We start from the raw sequence: 21,368 nt of genomic DNA, 5'->3' as shown, positions 1-21,368 counted from the left end.
GTGACGATCCATCAATCGTTGCGGTCCGAGATTAAAATCGTAATCGAGGCGACCAGAGTGAGACGCGGCGCACTCATTCAGGAAATACTGTCGATGCCCGTAGACATATCTGATCGTCGAGCCCGGAGCCCGAAATCCTGAGCGGCGATCATCGGCGTGTCGAAAGCGATCGCGTTCGGAAGGCCCAGGGCGAAATGCCGGGCTGCTCGGCCCGTGTCGAGACCGCCCGCCGGCATTCCGTCAGGGGCCGCGTCTCGCGGCATCGAGTTGAAGAAAAGTTCCACCTGTCACCGCAGGCGTTGACGGAATTCCCCATTTGGCATACCAAATACCAACGAAAGGGCTGGTCACGGTTCCTTAGCAAGACCGGACTGGAATTTTAACGCCGCTCTTTCGGGCGACGTTCAGGGAGGGTGGCCGCGGATGACGCAGCTTCGGACTTCTGCAATCCGCCTCATCCCTGGCCCGTTGGCCGGATGTCGCCGGTGACGGGCTTGGCGCAGGCGGAGCGTAACGGTTCCGATCTCGCCGACTTCGTCAGGGCTATCGGAGACGCCGTGGTGGTGTCCGATCCGGACGGCGCCATCACTGTCTGGAACGCCGCCGCCGAGCGCATCTTCGGCTTCAGCGCCGCCGAGGCGCTGGGGCGGAGTCTCGATCTGATCACCCCCGAGCGGCACCGGCGCCGCCACTGGGACGGCTATGCCAAGACCATGCGCACCGGCGTCACCCGCTACGGGGCGGAGACCCTGAGGGTGCCGGCGCTCCACAAGGACGGCCGCCAGCTCTCCATCGCCTTCACGGTGGGGATGGTGCGGGACGCCTCCGACCGGGTGACCGGGATCGTCGCCGTGATCCGCGACGAGACCGAGCGCTGGGCCGAAGAGAAGCGCCTGCGCCAACGCGTGGCCGAACTCGAAGCTTCCTCGGATCCGGCCCGCCGGGCGCCATGAGCCCGCCGGACGATCCGAAGGTCCCGATCACCAAACCGCACAGGGAGAACGCCCCATGAGCAAGCCGCTGGAAGGCATCAAGATCATCGACTTCACGCACGTCCAGGCCGGCCCGGCCTGCACGCAGCTGCTCGCCTGGTTCGGCGCCGACGTGATCAAGGTCGAGCGTCCCGGCGCCGGCGACGTGACCCGGACCCAGCTGCGCCACGTCGAGGACGCAGACGCGCTCTACTTCACGATGCTGAACTCCAACAAGCGCTCGCTCACCCTCGACACCAAGACCCAGGCCGGCAAGGAAGTCCTCGAGAAGCTCATTCAAGACTCCGACGTCATGGTCGAGAATTTCGGCCCCGGTGCCCTCGACCGGATGGGCTTCTCCTGGGCCCGCATCCAGGAGCTGAACCCGGGCATGATCCTCGCCTCGGTGAAGGGCTTCTCGGACGGCCACCACTATGAGGACCTGAAGGTCTACGAGAACGTCGCCCAGTGCGCGGGCGGTGCCGCCTCGACCACGGGCTTCTGGGACGGGCCGCCCACCGTCAGCGCAGCCGCACTGGGTGACTCCAACACCGGCATGCACCTCGCCATCGGCATCCTCACGGCGCTTCACCAGAAGAACAAGACCGGCAAGGGCCAGAAGGTCGCCGTGTCGATGCAGGACTCGGTGATCAACCTCTGCCGCGTGAAGCTGCGCGACCAGCAGCGCCTCGACGCCCTCGGCTACCTCGAGGAGTACCCGCAGTACCCCCACGGCGAGTTCTCCGACGTGGTGCCGCGGGGCGGCAACGCCGGCGGCGGCGGCCAGCCGGGCTGGGTGCTGAAGTGCAAGGGCTGGGAGACCGACCCGAACGCCTACATCTACTTCACGATCCAAGGTCATGCCTGGGCGCCGATCTGCAAGGCGCTCGGCAAGGAGGAGTGGATCACCGATCCGGGCTACAACACCGCCCGGGCGCGCCAGGACAAGATCTTCGACATCTTCAAGACGATCGAGGAGTGGCTCGCCGACAAGACCAAGTTCGAGGCGGTGGACATCCTGCGCACCTACGACATCCCCTGCGCGCCGGTGCTGTCGATGAAGGAGATCGCCGAGGACAAGTCCCTGCGCGAGAGCGGCACCGTCGTCGAGGTGGCGCACCCGAAGCTCGGCAAGTACCTGACCGTCGGGAGCCCGATCAAGTTCTCCGACATGAAGGTCGAGGTGAAGGCGTCGCCGCTGCTCGGCGAGCACACCGATGAGGTGCTCGCAGACCTCGGTTACTCGCCGGAGCAGATCCGGGCGATGCACGAGGCTCGCGCGGTCTGATAGACAGCGCCCGACCTCAGCGTTCCTGAGACAGGACGGCGCTCCCCCAGCGCCGTCCTTTTCATGTGCGAGCCCCGGATCCGATGCGCGCATTCCTGAGCCGTTTCCTGCCGGAGCTGACCCCGATCAGCAAGCGTGAGCGCCTGCGCTCCGCTGCCGGTGCCCTGGCGGGCATCCTGGCGACCGGCCTCGTCTGCCGCGCCGCCCTGGGCTCCGAGGCGCTGCCTGTCCTGATCGCCCCGATGGGCGCCTCGGCGGTGCTGCTCTTCGCCGTGCCCGCGAGCCCTCTGGCGCAGCCCTGGTCGATCCTCGGCGGCAACATCGTGGCGGCATTCGTGGGCGTCACGGCGGGGGCGTGGATCGCCGATCCGTTCGTGGCGGCATCCTGCGCCATCGGGGTTGCGATCGCCCTGATGATGGCCCTGCGCTGCCTGCACCCGCCGAGCGGAGCCGTGGCGCTGACGGCCGTTCTCGGCGGCCCGGCGATCCGCGAGCTGGGCTACGGCTTCGTGCTCTGGCCGGTCGCGGCCAATTCGCTGCTGCTGCTGACGACCGCCCTGCTGTTCAACAACCTGACGGGGCGCACCTACCCGCATCTGCGCCCGGCGGGTCCCAGAACGGCCGATCCGCCCTCCGGCGCCCGGGTGGGCTTCCGGGCCTCGGACCTCGACGCCGCGCTGGAGGATTTCGACCAGCTCCTCGACGTCGACCGCAGCGACCTGGAGCAGATCCTGCGGCGCGTGCAGATGCGGGTCTACGGCCGCCTCTCGAGTCCGATCACCTGCGCGGCGATCATGTCGCGCGACGTGATCGCGGTGGCGCCGGACGCGCCGCTGGCTGAGGCGTTGCGGCTGCTGCGCAGGCACCGGATCAAGGCGCTTCCGGTGACCGACGAGGGGGCACGCGTCCTCGGCATCGTCACGCAGACGGATCTTCTCGACAAGGCCGCCTGGGACCGGTCCGGGCCGCGCCTCGGCCTCGGCCGCCGCCTGCGGCTCACGGCCGAGCGGGGCCGCGCACCCCATGGCTGCGCCGCCGACATCATGAGCGCGGTCGAGCCCGTCGGCCCCGACACACCCATCGCCGTGCTGGTGCCGCGGATGTCGGAGGCGGGGCTGCACCACCTGCCGGTGGTCGACGCCGACGGCCGTCTGGTCGGGATCGTCTCGCAGACGGACCTCATCCCGGCGCTGTTGTCCGAAGCCGACGCGCCCGAGGCGCCCGAGGCACAGGTCCGCGCCCGCGCCTCGGCCCGTACCGCTCTGGCCTGACGCTCACACGCCGTCGGGCGGATCGCTCAAGAAGAAGTCCACTGCCTGGGCCACCACGGCCGGCTGATGGGCGTGCGGCCCGTCATACTCGACATAGGTGACCGGATAGCCGGCCTCGCGCAGCGTCGGCACGTGGATCCGGGCGCTCCGGTCGATCGGGATCTGCTCATCCTGCGTCCCGTGCGACAGGAAGATGCGCGGTGCGCCGACCTGCAGATGGACCGACAGGAACCCGGCCGACGAGACGATCAGGTGGCTCGCCACATCGCCGTTCGCGAGCCCCAGCGAGAGGGTGTAGCTTCCACCGTCGGAATGGCCGGCGAAGCAGAGCCGCCCCGGATCGAGGAGGAACCGGTCCGCCACGTGCGCCAGTGCCGCCGCGACCCTCTCGCGGTCCGGCCCGTGGCCGGCGATGACGATGTCCCAGGTCGGGAACAGGGATTGCGGCACGAGGAGCAGGAAGCGCGCGGCGCGGGCATGCGCCTCCAGCATCGGCAGGATGCGCTCGGCACTGCCGCCGCCGCCGTGGAACAGAACCACGAGCGGGCAGGGCCGGCGCGGATCGAGACCCTCGGGAACCACCAGCACCGCGTCGCGCTCGGCGAAGAGGCCGAGGTCATGCCTGCCCGGCGGAAGGGGTTCGCGGCCGGGCAGTCGGTGGCGAAAGTGCAGGCGGCCGGCGAGGTCGGGATCGATCATCGCAGGAACTCGTCGGATCGGTGTTGGATTCGCGTTGTGTGGCTTGCCAGCGGCGCCAGACTCCCTCTCCCGTGCGGGAGTGGGCCGGGGTGAGGGGCGAGAACTCTCAGGACGAGCACGTCATTGAGGCGCGTCCCGGTCGCGCCCTTTCCGGACGGACCTGTTCCCTCACCCTGTCCCTCTCCCGCACGGGAGAGGGGACCCGCGGCTCGGCCTCGAAGCGTGCCGCGCAGTCATGAACGGCCGGACCGCTGAGCGATCCGGCCGGCGTGCAGACATCCCGGTTGCGGGCTTCAGGGGCCCGCCGCCCTCACTTCTTCTTCTTGATGCCGCTCTGCGGGTTGAGGCTGCCGATGTTGCCGCTCTCGCTGCCGGCCGCCGGGTCGATGACGGCGTTGACCAGGGCCGGGCGGCCCGAGTTCATCGCCTCGTTGACCGCGCGGGTCAGCTCGTCCGGCGTGGTGACGTGGTAGCCGACGCCACCGAAGGCTTCCATCATCTTGTCGTAGCGGGAATCCGGCACGAACACCGTCGTGGCGGGATCGCGGCCGGTCGGATCCGTGTCGGTGCCGCGGTAGATGCCGTTGTTGTTGAACACGACGATGCAGACCGGCAGCCCGTACCGGCAGATGGTCTCGACCTCCATGCCGGAGAAGCCGAAGGCGCTGTCGCCTTCGACGCACAGGACCGGCTTGCCGGTCTCGACGGCCGCCGCGACCGCGAAGCCCATGCCGATGCCCATGATGCCCCAGGTGCCGACATCCAGGCGCTTGCGCGGCTGGTACATGTCGATGATGCCCCGGGCGAGGTCGAGGGTGTTGGCGCCCTCGTTGACCAGGATCGCGTCCGGCCGCTCCTTGACGATTGTGCGAAGCGCACCGAGTGCCGCGTGGAAGTTCATCGGCGAGGCGTTGCTCATGAGCTTCGGCGCCATCTTGGCGACGTTGGCCTCGCGCTTGGTCCTGAGCGTCTCGATCCAGTCGGAGGGAGGCTGCTGCCAGCCCTGGCCCATGCCGTCGAGCAGCGCCTGCACGCAGGACGCGATGTCGCCGACCACCGGCGCGACGATCTCGACGTTCGAATCCATCTCGCGGGGTTCGATGTCGATCTGGATGAACTTGGTCGAACCGGGCTCGCCCCAGCTCTTGCCCTTGCCGTGCGACAGCAGCCAGTTCAGCCGGGCGCCGATCAGCAGCACCACGTCCGAGTCCTTCAGCGCCGTCGAGCGCGCCGCGCCGGCCGAGAGCGGGTGGGTGTCGGGCAGGAGGCCCTTGGCCATGCTCATCGGCACGTAGGGGATGCCGCTGGTCTCGACGAGGCTGCGGATCGCCGCGTCGGCCTGGGCGTAGGCGGCGCCCTTGCCGAGCACGATCAGCGGCCGCTTGGCGGATTTCAGGACGTCGAGCGCCCGGGCGATCGCCTCGGGGGCGGGGTGCTGGGCCGGGGCCGGATCGATCACCTTAACCAGCGACTTCTGGCCGGCCTCGGCGTCCATCACCTGGGAGAACAGCTTGGCGGGCAGGTCCAGGTAGACGCCGCCCGGCCGGCCCGAGCAGGCGGCGCGGATGGCGCGGGCGACGCCGATGCCGATATCGGCCGCATGCAGCACCCGGAAGGCCGCCTTGCACAGGGGCTTGGCGATGGCGAGCTGGTCCATCTCCTCATAGTCGCCCTGCTGCAGGTCGACGATCTCGCGCTCGGAGGAACCCGAGATCAGGATCATCGGAAAGCAGTTGGTGGTGGCGTTGGCGAGGGCGGTCAGGCCGTTCAGGAAGCCCGGGGCCGAGACCGTGAGGCAGATGCCCGGCTTCTGGGTAAGGAAGCCCGCGATCGCCGCGGCGTTGCCGGCGTGCTGCTCGTGGCGGAACGAGATCACCCGCATCCCCTCGGCCTGGGCCATGCGGCCGAGATCGGTGATCGGGATGCCCGGGACACCGTAGATCGTCTCGATGCCGTTGAGCTTGAGCGCGTCGATGACGAGGTGGAAGCCGTCGGTCAGCTCGGGCTCTGCCTCGACCTCGGGGGCGGTGTGGACGATCTTGGCGAGTGCGGTCATCACGGTTTCTCCCGGAGGATCGGTATCGGTACGGGCGGCTCTGGGCGCCGGCTGGCGGGGGATCCCCCACGCTCCCCGAGGAGGGGAGGGCGGGAGATCCGTGAAGGCTGGGCGTCGCTCGGGCGACGTCGTGGGGCGGGGGCCGCTCAGGCCGCCCGGATCGGGTGGGCGCCGAGCGCCGCGGGATGCTCCTCCGCGGCGAGGTAGCGGGCCCGCATCGGGCGCAGGACGAACATCGCCATCGCTGCCGCCGTCAAGTTGAGCACGATGATCAGCGTGAACACCGCCGACCAGCCGTAGGCCGCCGACAGGAGGCTGGCGAAGGGCACGAGGAACGCCGCGGTGCCCTTGGCGGTGTAGAGCAGGCCGGCATTGCTGGCGGCGTACTTGGAGCCGAACGTGTCGCCGCAGGTTGCCGGGAACAGCGAGTAGATCTCGCCGAACACCCCGAAATACACCGCGGTGGCCAGCACGAAGACCATCGGGATGTGACCGTAGGTCAGCAGCACGATCACCGCCAGCGCCGCCGTCGAGAAGGCGATGAACATCGTGTTCTCGCGGCCGATGTTGTCGGAGACGTAGCCGAAGAACGGCCGCCCGAACCCGTCGAAGATCCGGTCGAGCGAGATCGCAAGCGTCAGCGCCGCCATCTGGAGGCCGAACAGGCTCACCGGCACGCCCGCCACCTGGAAGTCGTGGGCGATCGGGGCGATCTGCGCCGCCGCCATCAGGCCGCCGGAGGCGACCATCACGAACATGGCGTACATCACCCAGAAGACCGGGGTGCGCACCGCCTCGCGGGGGCTGCGGTCGACCTTGGTCTGCGGCAGGCGGGTGCTCTTGCGCTGGACCGGCGAGTTGGTCGACGGCTTGCGCAGCAGGAAGGCGAGCGCGAGGACCACGGCGCCCTGACCGATGCCGAAATACAGGAAGGCGTCCTGGTAACCGCTCGACGCGATCATGCGGGCGATCGGCACCACCGTGATGGCGGCACCCGCGCCGAAGCCGGCCGCGGTGGCACCGGCGGCGAGGCCGCGGCGATGCGGGAACCACTTGAGCGCGTTGCCCACGCAGGTGCCGTAGACCGAGCCCGCACCGATGCCGGCGATGACGGCGCCGAGATAGAGCATCGCCAGGCTGTCGGCGTAGGCGTTGATCGTCCAGGCGAGGGCGATCATCACGCCGCCGAACGCGACCACGATCTTCGGGCCGTAGCGGTCGACGAACCACGCCTCGACCGGGACCAGCCAGGTCTCGGTGGCGACGAACAGCGTGAAGGCGAGCTGGATCGCCGCGCGTCCCCAGTGGTAGCGCTGGTCGATCGGGTCCACGAACAACGTCCAACCGTATTGGAGGTTGGCGATCATGGCCATGCAGATCACGCCGAAGGCGAGCTGCCACCATTTCGCCGACGGCGAATCCTGGCGTTCCATCCCTGAGCCTCTCTCTTGGGCGGCGCGGCCTTGCTGTGGCGGCGTCTCTCGTGCACCGACGATCATGCACATCCGTTCTAGGTATGCAATATACCAGCCTGAGACGGACGGGATGAACTGTCAGGGCGGCGATATTATTCCGTTTCCCCCGGCGTAGGAATCGGGCCCCAGGCACCGAGCGTCGGCGCGTCGGTCAGGTGCAGCGTTTCATCGAGCGTGGGAATCGCGGTCGGATCGGCCGGGAATCCGATGACCGCGCAGGCCGCCTCCCAGTCCGGACCCGCCTTCACCGCCGCCAGGGTGGCCGGATGCAGCGCGGTGATCCGTCCGCGATCGAGGCGCAGGATGGCACGGCCGGTCTCGGCCTGAACGAAGCGGACGATCGCCATCCGGCGCAGGCATTCGCGCAGGAAGGTGGTGTTGGCGGATGCCGAAAGGTCGGCGCCCTTGAACACCGCCTCGGGACTGCGGGCGAAGATGTCGACCTTCCGAAACCGGTCGATGTCGATCAGCCCTTTCACGTCGAGGATGTTGAGGATCCCGTCGGCCCAGAACGCGATGGTGCGCGGCCGCTCGCCCAGCGGCACGCTGTTGTCGAGGAACTCGCAGACCACCTGCTTGTCGCGCGAGAGCGCCCAGTTGAAGAACAGGCGCGGCATGCCGGTATAGGCCTCGACGTTGTGCGCCAGCAGGTCCTCCACCGCCTTGTAGCGGCCGAACATCTCACCCCGCTTCCATGCCCGCTCGACGGTGTCGGCCGGGGGCGTGACCATGAACTGCATGTAGACCCGGTCGCCGAACCGGGTGAGCAATTGGCCGCCGCCGTCAGAGCCGGCCTCGGCCTGGAAGCTGTCGAACCGAAACCGGTCGATGAGCAGGTTCGAGATCCGCCGCTCGGCCGCCTTGCGGGTGACGTAGCGGTCGAGCTTCATGTCGATGATCTCGACCTCGTAGCCCGTCAGCGTCCCGGCATAGCGGGAGGCCTCGCCCAGGCTGTCGTAGTCGAGGAGGTACTTGCGCCAGACGTCGGGTGTGATCACCGCGAAGTCCGACCACGCCATGCCGAGACGTCTGGCGAGGCCGAGCTGGTAGGGACGGATCGTGCTCTTGCCGGAGGCCGAGGCCCCTTTCACGTTCATCACCACCGGGTAGTCCTGCGGCGCCAGCCGGCGATAGCCATGCGCCTCCACCACTGCGGCGATCCAGGGCTCGATCAGCTCGCCGATGCGGCGGCTGCCGTAGCCGTTCGAGACCAGCGTACCGGCGATGGTCCGCATGAGGGATCCGTCGCGGATCAAGGTGTTCTGCCGCGCGATGAGGCCGGACACCACGCTGCGCAGGGCCTCGCAGGCGGCGATCTCCAGGCCGTCGCCGGATTCGACGGCGCGCCGCTGCCAAGTCTCGAGATGACGCAGGGACCGGGTCGCGAGATCCTCGCGCGGGGCCACGACCGCCGGGGGGCGGCGTCCGAGGAGCCTATCGAGCCAGCGCGGCTCGGGCGGCTGCGGGGCCGGCGTCTCGTCGAGGATGGCGGCGACTTCACGATCGAGTAGCGCGTCGGCCTCGGCGCGGATTTGGGCGAGGGCTGCTTCGATCTCACTGAGGCGGGGCTCGATGCCCTCGCGCAGGATCGTGGACACGATGGCCCGGAAGTTCACGCCGAGATCGGCATAGACCGCACCGACCGGCACGGACAGGTCCGACATCACGCGGATCAGCACCTCGTGGACGACGAGGCGGCGGGCCCGGAACCGGCTGAGCTGGCGGGCCGGCAGCCCGCAGAGGTCGCTCAGATCCAGGGCGTCGCGCAGCGGCGTCTCGACGTGCTCGGACCGGTAGACGGTCACCAGCGGCAGGAAGGCGGACGGCAGATCGGATCGGACGCCAGGGTTCCACGGGCCGATGATGGCCGCATCGGAAGCCTGCCCCGCCGCGACGGTCACGGGCGCAACCGCCGTGGCGTGACGCGGCCTGTCCGATCGATCCCTCTTATCCTGAGGTGCTGGGCAGCAGCCTCGCAGGCGCGGTCCAGGGATCGCGCGGCCGTCCGGAGGCCTCCTGCGAGGCCTCCGTTGCGCTGCGCCATCTCACGATGCGGGGATGGGTTGCACGTGCGGGTGCCGCGCCGAGGGTGCGAGCCAAGCCTGCTCGACCCCCGTGCCATGAGTTCGAACTGGCGAGACGCCTTAAAAGATCTTCTGGAACCAGCCATGGGCGTCATTGGTGTTGCCCCGCTGGATGTCCACCAGAAGGCTCCGCAGCCGCTGGGCCACGGGCCCGGCCTTGCCGTTCCCGATTGTGAAGCTCTCCTCGCGGCCCTTCACGGTGCCGATCGGCGTGATCACCGCGGCGGTCCCGCAGGCGAAGGCCTCCGTCAGGCGGTCCTCTCGCACGTCGGTGCGCCACGCGTCGATCGTGTAGGGCTCCTCCTTCACGGTCAGGCCGGCTTCCCGCGCCAGGGTTATGACCGAGTCGCGGGTGATGCCGTGCAGGATGCTGTCCGAGAGCGGCGGCGTCACCAGCGTGCCGTCCTCGAAGACGAAGAACACGTTCATGCCGCCGAGTTCCTCGATGTAGCGGCGCTCAACCGCGTCGAGGAAGACGACCTGCTCGCACCCCTGGGCCGCGGCCTCGGATTGCGGGGCGAGGCTCGCCGCGTAGTTGCCCCCGCACTTGGCCGCGCCGGTGCCGCCCGGGGCGGCCCGCGTGTAATGCTCCGAAACCCAGACCGTGACGGTGCTGTTCGGGTCCTTGAAGTACGAGCCCACCGCCGACGCGATGGTGATGAACAGGTATTCGGAGGCCGGCCGGACGCCCAGGAACGCCTCGGTGGCGATCATGAATGGCCGGAGATAGAGGCTACCGTCGGGCGTGTCGGGGATCCAGGCGCGGTCGATCTCGACGAGCTTGCGCACCGCGTCGACGAAGGCATCCTCCGGAAACGGTGGGATCGCCAGGCGCTCGGCCGAGTGCCGGAAGCGACGCGCATTGGCGTCGGGCCGGAACAGGGCGGCGCCGCCATCGGCAGTGCGGTAGGCCTTGAGGCCCTCGAAGATCTCCTGCGCGTAGTGCAGCACCGCGGAGGCGGGATCGAGGGGAATCGCCTCGCGGGCCTGGATCCGCGCATCGTGCCAGCCGCGACCGGCCGTGTAGCGCGCCACCACCATGTGGTCGGTGAACACCTTGCCGAAGCCAGGATTCGCCATCAGCGCGGCCCGCTCCTCGGCGGTCCGCGGGGCGGGATGACTTTGGATCTCGAACGTCAGGTCGCTCACGGTCTGGTCCTTATCGACTGAGGCCCTTATGGCGCGCTCCGGCGCGCGAATCTACGGAGCCGGCGCATGACGGTGTCACCGCACACGCGCGTTATTCGGCGGTCGCGGGCTCCGACAGCTGGAGCCGGTGCAAGCGTGCATAGGCGCCGCTGGCCGCGAGCAGGGCGTCGTGCCGTCCGGTCTCGATCACGCGGCCCGATTCCATCACGGCGATCTGATCGGCGTCGCGCACCGTCGAGAGGCGATGGGCGATCACCAGGGTGGTGCGGCCCCGCATCAGCCGGGTCAGCGCCTCCTGGACCAGACGCTCCGATTCGGAATCGAGGGCCGAGGTCGCCTCGTCGAGGAGCAGGATCGGCGCGTCCTTCAGGAAGGCGCGCGCCAGCGCCACCCGCTGCCGCTCGCCGCCGGACAGTCGGCCGCCGCCGGGCCCGACACGGAAGTCGTAGCCCTCCGGGAGGGCCGCGACGAAGTCGTGGGCCGCGGCGGCGCGGGCGGCCGCCTCGATCTCCGCAGGCGACGCCCCGGGCCGGCCGAAGCCGATATTCCGCGCGATCGTGTCGTCGAACAGGACCACCTCCTGCGACACCACCGCCACCGCCGCGCGCAGGGACGCGAGGGTCACCGCGCGGACGTCCTGTCCGTCGATGGTCACGCGGCCTTCGGTCACGTCGTAGAGCCGCGGGACGAGGTTGAGCAGCGAGGATTTCCCGGAGCCTGAGCGTCCGACCAGGGCCGTGACCGAGCCCGCCGGGACCGTCAGATCGATCCCCTCCAGGGCCGGCGCATCCGGCCGGTAGCGGAACCGCACGCCGTCGAAGCGGATCGTCCCGGCGGACACGGTGAGCGGCCGCGCGTCGGGCGCCTCGCGTATCTCCGGCGCCTCGTCCATGACGTCGAAGTAGCGCCTGAGGGCGGCGGCCGCCTCCTGCAGGATGGCGTTGAGGTTCCCCAGCGCCCGGGCCGGCTGCGCGGCGAGCAGCAGCGCCGCCACGTAGCCGGTGAAGTCGCCCACCGTCTTCTCCCCCGCCAGCACCCGTTGCCCGACCAGTACGAGCACCCCCGCCACCGCGATGCCGCCCCCGATCTCCAGCAGCGGGTCGAGACGCCCGCGGGCATTGGCGGCTTTCATCTTGAGGCGGCGCACCTCGTCGAGGGCCTGCGCGGCGCGGCCCTTGAGGTAGGCCTCCATGGCGTAGGTCTTGGCGACCCGTGCCCCCTGGAGGCTTTCGGAAATGAGGCTGGCGGTGGCGCCCATCTGCTCCTGCGTCGAGGTCGAGACCCGCCTGAGCTTCTTCCCGATCCGCCCGATCGGTCCGGCCACGAACGGCACCGTGACGCCGGCCACCAGAGTCAGCACCGGATCCATCCAGATCAGCGCCGCCACGAGGCCGATCAGCATGGCGATGTCGCGCAGGAGCACCGTCGAGATGCGGGTCAGCGCTTCCTTGATGAAGGCGAAATCGGTGGTGAAGCGCTGGGTCAGCGCCGCCGGGCTCTCGCGGCCGAGCTGGGCGAGATCGGACTCGATCAGGTGCCCGTAGAGCGCCGCCTGCATGTCGGCCTCGACCCGGGTGACCACCCTGTTCGTCAGAACGGTCTGGCCATAGAGCGCGAAGCCGCGCGTGGCGGTGACGACGATCACCACCAGCGGCCCATAGGCGATGGCCGCCGCATCCTTCCGGTCGAAGGCGTCGAAGGCGGCCTTGATCAGCGCCGGGTAGAGGCCGGTCGAGGCGCCCACCAGCGCGATCAGCACCAGCACCACGGCAAGGGTGGCCCGGTGCGGGTACAGCCAGGTGCGCCAGAGGCGCGCGAGGAGGGGAGCCGTGTCGCCGCGGAGGCGCGCCATGAAACCTACCAGGTCGGATCAGCGCCGGCCTCGGGCAGGATGCGCGGCGGCAGCGGTGTGCCGCCGCCATCGCCGCGGATCAAGGCCTTTGGCTCAACGGTCGTCGCCGTCCGGACCGCGGCCGCCCTCCCGGCCGCGATGCCAGCCGCCGTGATCATGCCCGCCCATAGGCCGGGCGAGGATCGTTGCGCGCCGCTTCTGGTCCTGATCGAGGCTGGCGTAGAGCGGCTGGGACGCGTCGGCCAGCTTGCGCAGGGCCTCTCCGCGTGCCGTCGCGGCATCTGCCATCGCCCGAAGGGCCGCTGGGGCATCGTCGCTGAACTTGGGGCGGTCGCGCATCGCCTCGCGGCGCTGCTGGCGCATCTTGGCCATGTCGCGGATTGCAGCTTCCACGGGCGGCCACAGCTTCTCCTGGTCGGGGTTGAGCTTCAGGCCGGCATGCAGGGCGGCGATGCGGGCATCCGTGAAGGCCGCCCGATCCTCGGGCGTGAGCGCACTCCAGCGCCCGTGACCGCGGAAGCCGTCGGGTCCATGGTCGTGCGCAACGGCCGCGCTGGCGACACCCAGGCCGAGGGCCCCTGTTACCAGGATGCTCGCTCTCAAACGGCGGGACATGGAATCCTCCATCTTGACGCTCCGGACAGCGTCGGAACCCACGGGGCGCGACGCGTCCGACGCCGCGCATTGGGGACCGGGCATGTATCCCGCTTGTGTATGTAACAATGTTACATTAGTGGCAGGTGCGACCGAAGGCGCGGGAAGGTGGAACGGTGCGGGGCGTGGCAACAACATTCCGGATCGCGGCGCTCGCGGTCCTGTCCGTCTGGCTCGGACTTGGGGTGCCGGCGGTGGCCACCACGCAGACCGTCCCGATCCGGGCGGTTGCGAGCTTCTCGATCCTGGGCGATCTCGTCCGGCAGATCGGCGGTGCGTCCGTGACGGTGACCACCCTGGTCGGACCCGATTCCGACGTTCACGGCTTCAGCCCGTCGCCAGCCGACGCGCGCAAGCTCGCCGAGGCCGATATCGTATTCGTCAACGGCCTCGGGCTGGAGGGCTGGCTCGACCGGCTGATCCGCGCCTCCGGCACGCGCGCCCCAGTGGTGACCGTCTCGACGGGCGTGTCGCCGATCCCGGCGCAGGACGAGCATGTCCACGGGGAGGGCGGTCACGGACACGGTGAGCACGCCTTCGATCCGCATGCCTGGCAGAGCATCGCCAACGTTCGGATCTACGTGGCGAACATCCGGAACGGCCTCGTGAAGGTCGATCCGGCCCATGCCGCCGCCTATCAGGAGGCCGCGGCCGGCTACCTCGCCAAGCTCGATGCCCTGGAGCGGGACGTCCGGGCAGCGATCCTCCAAATCCCGCCGGAGCGGCGGCAGATCATCACGACCCACGATGCCTTCGGCTATTTTGCGGCGGCCTACGGCCTACGCTTCATCGCGCCGCAGGGCGTCTCCACCGACAGCGAGGCGAGCCCGCGGGACGTGGCGTCGATCATCCGCCAGATTCGCCGCGAGCGCGTACCCGCGGTGTTTCTGGAGAACATCAGCGACCCGCGCCAGATGGAGCAGATCGCCCGCGAGAGCGGCGCCCGCATCGGCGGGAAGGTCTATTCCGACGCGCTCTCCGGGGCGGACGGTCCGGCAGCGACCTATCTCGACCTGATGCGGTCGAACCTGGCGGCGTTCGACGCCGCGCTCATGCCGAAGTGACCCGATCCGACCGGCGCGGGATCGATTGCGCTGCAGCCGCTCCGCCGAGGGCTGGCCCGTGTCATGGCCGGATGCCGGCTCCGACAGGACAGGATCGAGCTTCCATCCTGACGACGTGCTCCGCGGCTGTGCCGATCCGGCCCAGGTCACGAGCCGCCACGACTGACGGTGCCGTCCTCAGTCGCCTTCACGGCGTCGGGCATGACATAGCGTAAACCGCCGGTTAAGAGGCCCCCACTAGCCTTACGAAACGGGTGCCAGCCGATCCTCGTACGCGAGGGCTCAAGGCCTTGGGGCCTTGTGAAAACGCGCAGCTCGGAGATCGCGTGGCTTGGGGGCCTGACCGCTGGCGCTTCTATCGGCTCGTCGCGCGCGAAGCTGCACGCGCGGGCCGCGCGGCCGGAGCCAGGGTCACCGCACCGCCCGACATCCTCGCCCGGATGCGGGTGACCGGACTGGTGATCGCCCCGCAGGACCTGCGGACCTCGGACGCGACCTTTGCGGACGACATCTATGCCGGGCTGTTCGTCTTCGCGGGCCGGTCGCTCGCGGCGAGCGGCGGCTCACCCTTCGACTACGCGGCGCCGTCGCCGGAATGGGCTGACGAACTCTACGGCTTCGGCTGGCTGCGCCACCTGCGCGCCGCCGACACCGCCCTCGCCAGGGCCAATGCCCGCGCCTTCGTGGCCGATTTCATCGCGGGCCGGGGGGACGCGGCGCTCGCCCGGCAGACGCCGGTGGCGGCCCGCCGGTTGATCTCGTTCCTGTGCCAGTCGCCCCTCGTGCTGGAGGGGGCCGATCACGGCTTTTACCAAAACTTCCTCAAGGCGATCGGACGCAACGCGCAGCAACTTGAGCGCGATCTGCGGCGGGGCGTGCCACCGCAATGGCGCCTGAACGCCGCCGTGGCGCTCTGTTACGCCGGCCTGTGCTGCGACGGCATTCAGCCGATCCTGCGTCGAGCGACCCGGATTCTGACGCGGGAGCTCGACCGCCAGATCCTGACCGATGGTGGCCACCGGTCCCGCGACCCGCGCTTCGCCATGGATCTGCTCCTCGACCTCCTGCCCCTGCGCCAGAGCTACCTCAGCCGCAGCGTCGAGCCGCCGATGGCGCTGCTGCGGGCCGTCGACCGGATGTTGCCGCTGCTGCGACTCCTGCGCCACCCGGACGCCTCGCTGAGCCACTTCAACGGCATGGGCGCCACGGATGCGGACCACCTCGCGACCCTGCTGGTCTACGACGGCGCGCTCGCCCGGCCGCTGATGCACGCGCCGAACTCGGGCTACGAGCGCCTGGAAGGCGGCCGGGTCGTGATCGTGGCCGATGTCGGTGCGTGCCCGCCGCTGCCCTACTCGGTGAATGCCGGGGCCGGCTGCCTCGCCTTCGAGATGTCGAGCGGCCCCCAGCGCATCGTGGTCAATTGCGGCCTGCCGGCCAGCGGGGCGGATCTGCGCCTCCTCGCCCGTTCGACGCCGGCCCACTCGACGGCCTCGGTCGCCCACAGCTCGTCGTGCCGGTTCCTCACCCGTACCGGGTGGTGGGGCGAACGGCTCCTGGCCGATTGGCTGATTCGCCGGCGCGGGCCCGTGGTGCTGAGCGGGCCCTCGGCGGTGGCCGCCGAGCGCGCCGAGGAGGCCGACAGCGTCGTCCTCGCGGCCCGGCACAACGGCTACGCGCCCGATTTCGGTATCGTGCACGAGCGCCGCTGGCAGCTGTTCCACGCGTCGGTGCGGCTGGAGGGCCGCGACGCCTTCCTGCGCCAGGGCAAGGCGCAAAGCCGGGGGCGGCGGTTGCGCCCGCAGGATGTGGCGATCCGCTTCCATCTCCATCCCGGCATCGCGGTGCGCGGCATCCCGGACGGGCTCGAACTCGCCTCGGCGCTCGGCGAGGTCTGGGTGTTCCGCGCCGAGAACGCCGAGATCGCCATCGAGGAGAGCGTCTACTTCTCGGGCCTGACGGGGCCGCGCCGCACCGACCAGATAGTGCTGCACCTGCGCGTCTCCGAGGACGTGGAGGTCCGCTGGAGCTTCGAGCGTCAGGCGTCCGCACCGCTGCGCGGGGTGGCACCCTGAGGGAGCCGGCTGGCCGGGCTCACCGTTTCCATGCTACCGCGCCGGAAAATCTCGAACTTTCGGCACGAAGCTATGGCGCACGATCAGGTGCGGGTCTCCCGCGCGCTCCTCTCGGTCTCGGACAAGACCGGCCTCGTCGACTTTGCCCGGGCGCTCCACGCCCGCGGCATCGCGCTGGTCTCAACCGGGGGCACGCATCGTGCCCTGCAGGAGGCCGGCCTGCCTGTCACCGAGGTGGCCGATCTCACGGGCTTTCCGGAGATGATGGACGGCCGGGTCAAGACGCTGCACCCGGCGGTTCACGGTGGATTGCTCGCCATCCGCGACAACCCGGAGCATCAGGCCGCGCTCGCCGCCCACGGGATCGGCGCAATCGATCTGCTGGTGGTCAACCTGTACCCGTTCGAGGCCACAATCGCGGCCGACCGATCGGATGCCGACTGCATCGAGAACATCGATGTCGGCGGCCCGGCCATGATCCGTGCGGCGGCCAAGAACCACGCGGATGTGGCCGTGGTCACCGACGTGTCGGATTATGCCGGCGTGCTGGCCGCACTGGAGGCGCATGACGGCGCCCTGGGCGCGGAAATGCGCCGGAGCCTGGCGCAGAAGGCCTTTGCCCGCACCGCGGCCTATGATGCCGCCATCGCCAACTGGATGGCCGGCCGCTTCGGCACGGATGCGCCGGCCCAGTTCCGCGCCTTCGGCGGCACCCTCGGTCAGGCGCTGCGCTACGGCGAGAACCCTCATCAGGCGGCCGCCTTCTACCGCGCGCCCGGCAAGGTCCGCTCGGGTGTGGCCACCGCCCGGCAGCTCCAGGGCAAGGAGCTGTCCTACAACAACTTCAACGACACGGACGCCGCCTACGAGTGCGTGGCCGAGTTCGATCCGGCCCGGACCGCCGCCGTGGCGATCATCAAGCATGCCAATCCGTGCGGCGTCGCGGAAGGCACCAGCCTGCTCGAAGCCTACGAGCGGGCTCTGAGCTGTGACCCGACCTCGGCCTTCGGCGGCATAGTCGCCCTCAACCGGACGCTCGACGCCGAGGCGGCCAGCAGGATCGTCGAGATTTTCACCGAAGTGATCATCGCCCCGGATGCCACGCCCGAGGCCGCGGCCATCGTCGCGGGCAAGAAGAACCTGCGCCTGCTTCTGGCCGGCGGACTGCCTGACCCGCGAGCCCCCGGCGAGACCGTGCGGACGCTCGCCGGCGGTCTGCTGGTCCAGAGCCGGGATGCGGTGGTCGTCGACGACATGCCGCTCAAGGTCGTCACCAAGCGGGCGCCGAGCGAGGCCGAACTGGCCGATCTCCGGTTTGCCTATCGGGTGGCCAAGCACGTGAAGTCGAACGCCATCGTGTACGCCAAGGCCGGCGCGACGGTGGGAATCGGCGCGGGTCAGATGTCCCGGGTCGATTCCTCGCGCATCGCCGCCTGGAAGGCTGCCGAGGGTGCGAAGCGCCTCGGACTGTCCCAGAGCCTGGCGGTCGGCTCGGTGGTGGCGTCGGACGCGTTCTTCCCGTTCGCGGACGGGCTGATGGCGGCCGCCGAAGCGGGCGCGACGGCGGTGATCCAGCCCGGCGGTTCGATGCGCGATGCGGACGTCATCGCGGCCGCCGATGCGGCCGGCTTGGCCATGGTCCTCACCGGCCACCGTCACTTCCGGCATTGATCGGGCGGAGTCGGGAGGGTCACGACGTGACGCTCCCGTGCCTCCGTGCCCCAGCACCGCCGAGAGGCCTGTCCGTCGCGCGGCGCCGCCGCGCTTCCGTTAACGATCCGCACGGATTGGAGCGGGCACGGCGATTTTTGTTCGGGCTGCGATGTCTCTCAGCATTGCCGTGAACAAGCGTGGCCTGTGCCGAAGCTCAGCAATGGATGTCCCGTAACGATGAATGCTATTTTTTGAGCATTATTGCCGAACAAATACCCCCATCTTTGCGAATATGGGTGGCATCTGCGGAGCGGGTTGATATTTTCTCGGCTGCACGCCATCATTGCCCAGATGTGCGCCGGAAGCTCGTGAGAAGAACTTCCTGGAACGAATCCGGGTTGGGTGACGAGATGGTGGTCGCAGCGCTGTTGTTTCTCGTGGGAGCGCTGATCGGCCGCTCCTATTCGGTGATGATCATCGCCATGACCTCATCGGTGGTCATGTTCACTGCGATGACCATTTTCATGTCCGTTTACGGCCTCGACCTGCTGCACGTTCTGATCATGCTGGGATACCTGACGGCCCATCAGGCGGGATATCTGCTCGGCGCCTATCTCACCGACTATCCCGAGAACAATCGCGGGCTGTAACCAGCGTCACCACCACCAAACCAGCCGCCCGGCGAGGGTGTTGATCAGCGCCCACAAGCCCAGAGCCACGGCCATCCAGATAATTAGAAGTAGAAGATGCAGCTTCCGATGAGGCTGACGGCGCAAATGTGGCACGACATCGTTCACGATGGAATTCCCAGGGGCCCTGGATCGTAGGGGAACCTTATACGGCCTTGTGCCGCTAAGGTTCCGCCGGGGCGATCGGCGAAAGATTAAATTTCGGACAGTTTCCGGCGGCCGGCGGAGTTGTTGGACGACCGGCATTGGCCGAGAAACGGACTGAAAGTTGCAGTCATTGACTGCTTGCAGCGTGGTGGTCGGAAATCAGGACATTCCGTGTCGGCTCGCCGTTTCGACGGTGATGGTTCCGTCTGCCGTCGATACTTGAGACCTCTGTATAGGATCCGCCGCAACGCAATCCGTGACAGACCGCACGGATTGCGATTCCGCCGTCGCGTTGCGGGTCCGACACAAGCCGAGACGGCCCGGCCCGCCTTGCGGCCACGACCCGGCACGGGTCCGTGACCGGCGGCCCTCTGCCCGAAGGGGCGCGGACATCTCTGTGGAAATGGAAACGCCCAGGCAGTGGGAACTGCCTGGGCGTCGTCGACGCGTGGTTCGTTTGGCCGGTTTGCGCCGCTCAGGTATCCGCGAAGATGTCGCGATCCTTGGTCTCCGGCACGAAGAGGATGCCGATGATCACGGTCGCGACCGCGATGACGATCGGGTACCAGAGGCCGAAATAGATGTCGCCGGTCTGGGCCACCATGGCGAAGGCGGTCGCCGGCAGCAGGCCGCCGAACCAGCCGTTGCCGATATGGTAGGGCAGCGACATCGAGGTGTACCGGATCCGGGTCGGGAACAACTCCACCAGCATGGCGGCGATCGGGCCGTAGACCATCGTGACGAAGAGCACGAGGATGAACAGCAGGCCGATCACCTGCGCGACCTGCGGCCGGAAGATGTCGAACGGATTCGACATCTTGACGATCTCAGGGTCACCCGCCTTCGGGTAGCCCGCGGCCTGGAGTGCCGCGGTCGTGGCCTTGTTGGCCTCGACGTTGCCCCCCTGCGGATAGGGGATCTCCGTATCGTTGACCCGGATGGTCGTGGGCTGTCCGGCCGCCCCGGCAGCAGTGGTGTAGCGCACCGACGACTTCGACAGGAAGTCGCGGGCGAGGTCACAGGGCGCGGTGAACACCCGGGTTCCGACCGGGTTGAACAGGTTTCCGCAGGCGGCCGGATCGGCCGTCACCGTCACCTTCACGTTCTCGATCGCCGCCTCGAGCTTCGGGTTGGCCGTGGAGGTGATGCCCTTGAAGATCGGGAAGAACGTCGCCGCCGCGATGGCGCAGCCCGCCAGGATGATGACCTTGCGGCCGATCTTGTCGGACAGCCAGCCGAAGACCACGAAGAAGCCGGTGCCGAGGAGCAGCGACCACGCGATCAGCAGGTTGGCGGTATAGCCGTCGACCTTGAGAATCGATTGCAGGAAGAACAGCGCGTAGAACTGGCCCGTGTACCAGACCACACCCTGACCGGCGACGAGGCCGAACAGGGCGATGATCGCGAACTTCGCATTGCGCCATTGGCCGAAGGCCTCGGTGAGCGGTGCCTTCGAGGTCTTGCCCTCGTCCTTCATCCGCTGAAAGGCCGGAGATTCCGACAGCTGGAGGCGGATCCAGACCGAGATGCCGAGCAGCAGCACCGAGACCAGGAACGGGATGCGCCAGCCCCACTCGGCGAAGGCGGCCTCGCCGGTGAAGGTCCGGGTCGCGAGGATCACGAGGAGCGACAGGAACAGGCCCAGGGTCGCGGTCGTCTGGATCCAGCTCGTATAGAACCCGCGCCGGCCGTTGGGCGCGTGCTCGGCGACGTAGGTGGCGGCGCCGCCATACTCGCCGCCGAGGGCGAGGCCCTGGGCGAGGCGCAGGACGATCAGGATGATCGGAGCCGCGATGCCGATGGTGGCCGCGTTGGGCAGGATGCCGACGATGAAGGTCGACAGGCCCATGATCAGGATCGTGATCAGGAACGTGTATTTGCGTCCGACGAGATCACCGATGCGGCCGAAGACCAGGGCGCCGAACGGACGGACGATGAAGCCGGCCGCGAAGGCGAGCAACGCGAAGATGTCGCGCGTGGCGGGTGGATAGGCAGAAAAGAACTGCGCGCCGATGATCGCCGCCAGAGAGCCGTACAGATAGAAATCGTACCACTCGAACACAGTACCGAGCGAGGACGCGAAGATCACCCGCTTCTCGGCCGAAGTCATCGGCCTCGCGGCGTCTCCGGCCCGCGGGATCGCGGTTGCCACAGCCATAAGACACGTCCTCCCAAACGCATATGGGCGGCCCGACGATGGGATCGCCCTTTCCCGGCCCGCTCCCGGGCGGCCCTGCGCAA

15 protein-coding genes are annotated in these 21,368 nt (G+C 68.8%); 7 read left to right on the top strand and 8 right to left on the bottom strand.

Features of this window, described 5'->3' with window-relative positions; translation table 11 throughout:
- Positions 1–485: 485 nt before the first annotated feature.
- From GGQ91_RS00355 to GGQ91_RS00345, 3 genes are all read left to right on the top strand, one after another.
- A complete protein-coding gene (locus tag GGQ91_RS00355) occupies positions 486–953 on the top strand; it encodes a PAS domain-containing protein (protein ID WP_403090579.1) in 468 nt (155 codons plus the stop codon).
- 55 nt (positions 954–1,008) lie between these two features.
- On the top strand, positions 1,009–2,259 hold the full coding sequence (gene frc / locus GGQ91_RS00350; RefSeq protein ID WP_043353710.1) for a formyl-CoA transferase: 1,251 nt from the start codon (positions 1,009–1,011) through the stop codon (positions 2,257–2,259).
- 83 nt (positions 2,260–2,342) lie between these two features.
- A complete protein-coding gene (locus GGQ91_RS00345) occupies positions 2,343–3,530 on the top strand; it encodes an HPP family protein (RefSeq protein ID WP_182591133.1) in 1,188 nt (395 codons plus the stop codon).
- Positions 3,531–3,533: 3 nt separating this feature from the next.
- On the opposite strand, the gene GGQ91_RS00340 is transcribed toward GGQ91_RS00345, so the two are convergent.
- From GGQ91_RS00340 to GGQ91_RS00310, 7 genes are all read right to left on the bottom strand, one after another.
- Complete coding sequence (locus tag GGQ91_RS00340) at positions 3,534–4,229, bottom strand: alpha/beta hydrolase (RefSeq protein WP_182591132.1); 696 nt, start codon at positions 4,227–4,229, stop codon at positions 3,534–3,536.
- A gap of 310 nt (positions 4,230–4,539) precedes the next feature.
- Entirely contained in the window at positions 4,540–6,285 is a 1,746-nt protein-coding gene (gene oxc, locus GGQ91_RS00335; RefSeq protein WP_075381427.1) for an oxalyl-CoA decarboxylase, read from the bottom strand.
- Positions 6,286–6,431: 146 nt separating this feature from the next.
- Positions 6,432–7,718 (bottom strand): oxalate/formate MFS antiporter, encoded by a 1,287-nt coding sequence (oxlT, locus tag GGQ91_RS00330; protein ID WP_053608875.1) that lies wholly within the window; start codon positions 7,716–7,718, stop codon positions 6,432–6,434.
- Between the two features lie 134 nt (positions 7,719–7,852).
- Complete coding sequence (locus GGQ91_RS00325) at positions 7,853–9,661, bottom strand: DEAD/DEAH box helicase family protein (RefSeq protein WP_182591131.1); 1,809 nt, start codon at positions 9,659–9,661, stop codon at positions 7,853–7,855.
- A gap of 243 nt (positions 9,662–9,904) precedes the next feature.
- On the bottom strand, positions 9,905–10,993 hold the full coding sequence (locus tag GGQ91_RS00320) for a branched-chain amino acid aminotransferase (RefSeq protein WP_182591130.1): 1,089 nt from the start codon (positions 10,991–10,993) through the stop codon (positions 9,905–9,907).
- A gap of 91 nt (positions 10,994–11,084) precedes the next feature.
- Complete coding sequence (locus GGQ91_RS00315; RefSeq protein ID WP_053608878.1) at positions 11,085–12,845, bottom strand: ABC transporter ATP-binding protein; 1,761 nt, start codon at positions 12,843–12,845, stop codon at positions 11,085–11,087.
- A 93-nt stretch (positions 12,846–12,938) separates the two neighbouring features.
- Entirely contained in the window at positions 12,939–13,460 is a 522-nt protein-coding gene (locus GGQ91_RS00310; RefSeq protein ID WP_053608906.1) for a Spy/CpxP family protein refolding chaperone, read from the bottom strand.
- A gap of 164 nt (positions 13,461–13,624) precedes the next feature.
- Between GGQ91_RS00310 and GGQ91_RS00305 the strand changes: the two genes are divergently transcribed.
- The 4 genes from GGQ91_RS00305 (at position 13,625) to GGQ91_RS27985 (ending at position 18,941) form a co-directional block, all read left to right on the top strand.
- Entirely contained in the window at positions 13,625–14,563 is a 939-nt protein-coding gene (locus GGQ91_RS00305) for a metal ABC transporter solute-binding protein, Zn/Mn family (RefSeq protein ID WP_083936105.1), read from the top strand.
- Positions 14,564–14,889: 326 nt separating this feature from the next.
- Positions 14,890–16,638, top strand: coding sequence for a heparinase II/III domain-containing protein (locus GGQ91_RS00300; RefSeq protein WP_182591129.1), 1,749 nt, complete (start codon positions 14,890–14,892; stop codon positions 16,636–16,638).
- 72 nt (positions 16,639–16,710) lie between these two features.
- Positions 16,711–18,309, top strand: coding sequence for a bifunctional phosphoribosylaminoimidazolecarboxamide formyltransferase/IMP cyclohydrolase (gene purH / locus GGQ91_RS00295; protein WP_179697791.1), 1,599 nt, complete (start codon positions 16,711–16,713; stop codon positions 18,307–18,309).
- A 179-nt stretch (positions 18,310–18,488) separates the two neighbouring features.
- Complete coding sequence (locus GGQ91_RS27985) at positions 18,489–18,941, top strand: hypothetical protein (protein WP_244538873.1); 453 nt, start codon at positions 18,489–18,491, stop codon at positions 18,939–18,941.
- Between the two features lie 661 nt (positions 18,942–19,602).
- Here GGQ91_RS27985 and GGQ91_RS00285 read toward each other — a convergent pair.
- Positions 19,603–21,237 carry an MFS transporter gene (locus GGQ91_RS00285; protein WP_052083781.1) on the bottom strand — a complete coding sequence of 545 codons (1,635 nt, stop codon included), beginning with the start codon at positions 21,235–21,237 and terminating at the stop codon, positions 19,603–19,605.
- Positions 21,238–21,368: the final 131 nt, after the last annotated feature.

This window comes from Methylobacterium fujisawaense (assembly GCF_014138435.1).
Lineage (GTDB): Bacteria > Pseudomonadota > Alphaproteobacteria > Rhizobiales > Beijerinckiaceae > Methylobacterium > Methylobacterium fujisawaense.
The sequence above is the reverse complement of the archived record's forward strand: the minus strand, read 5'-3'. Positions and strand labels throughout refer to the sequence as shown.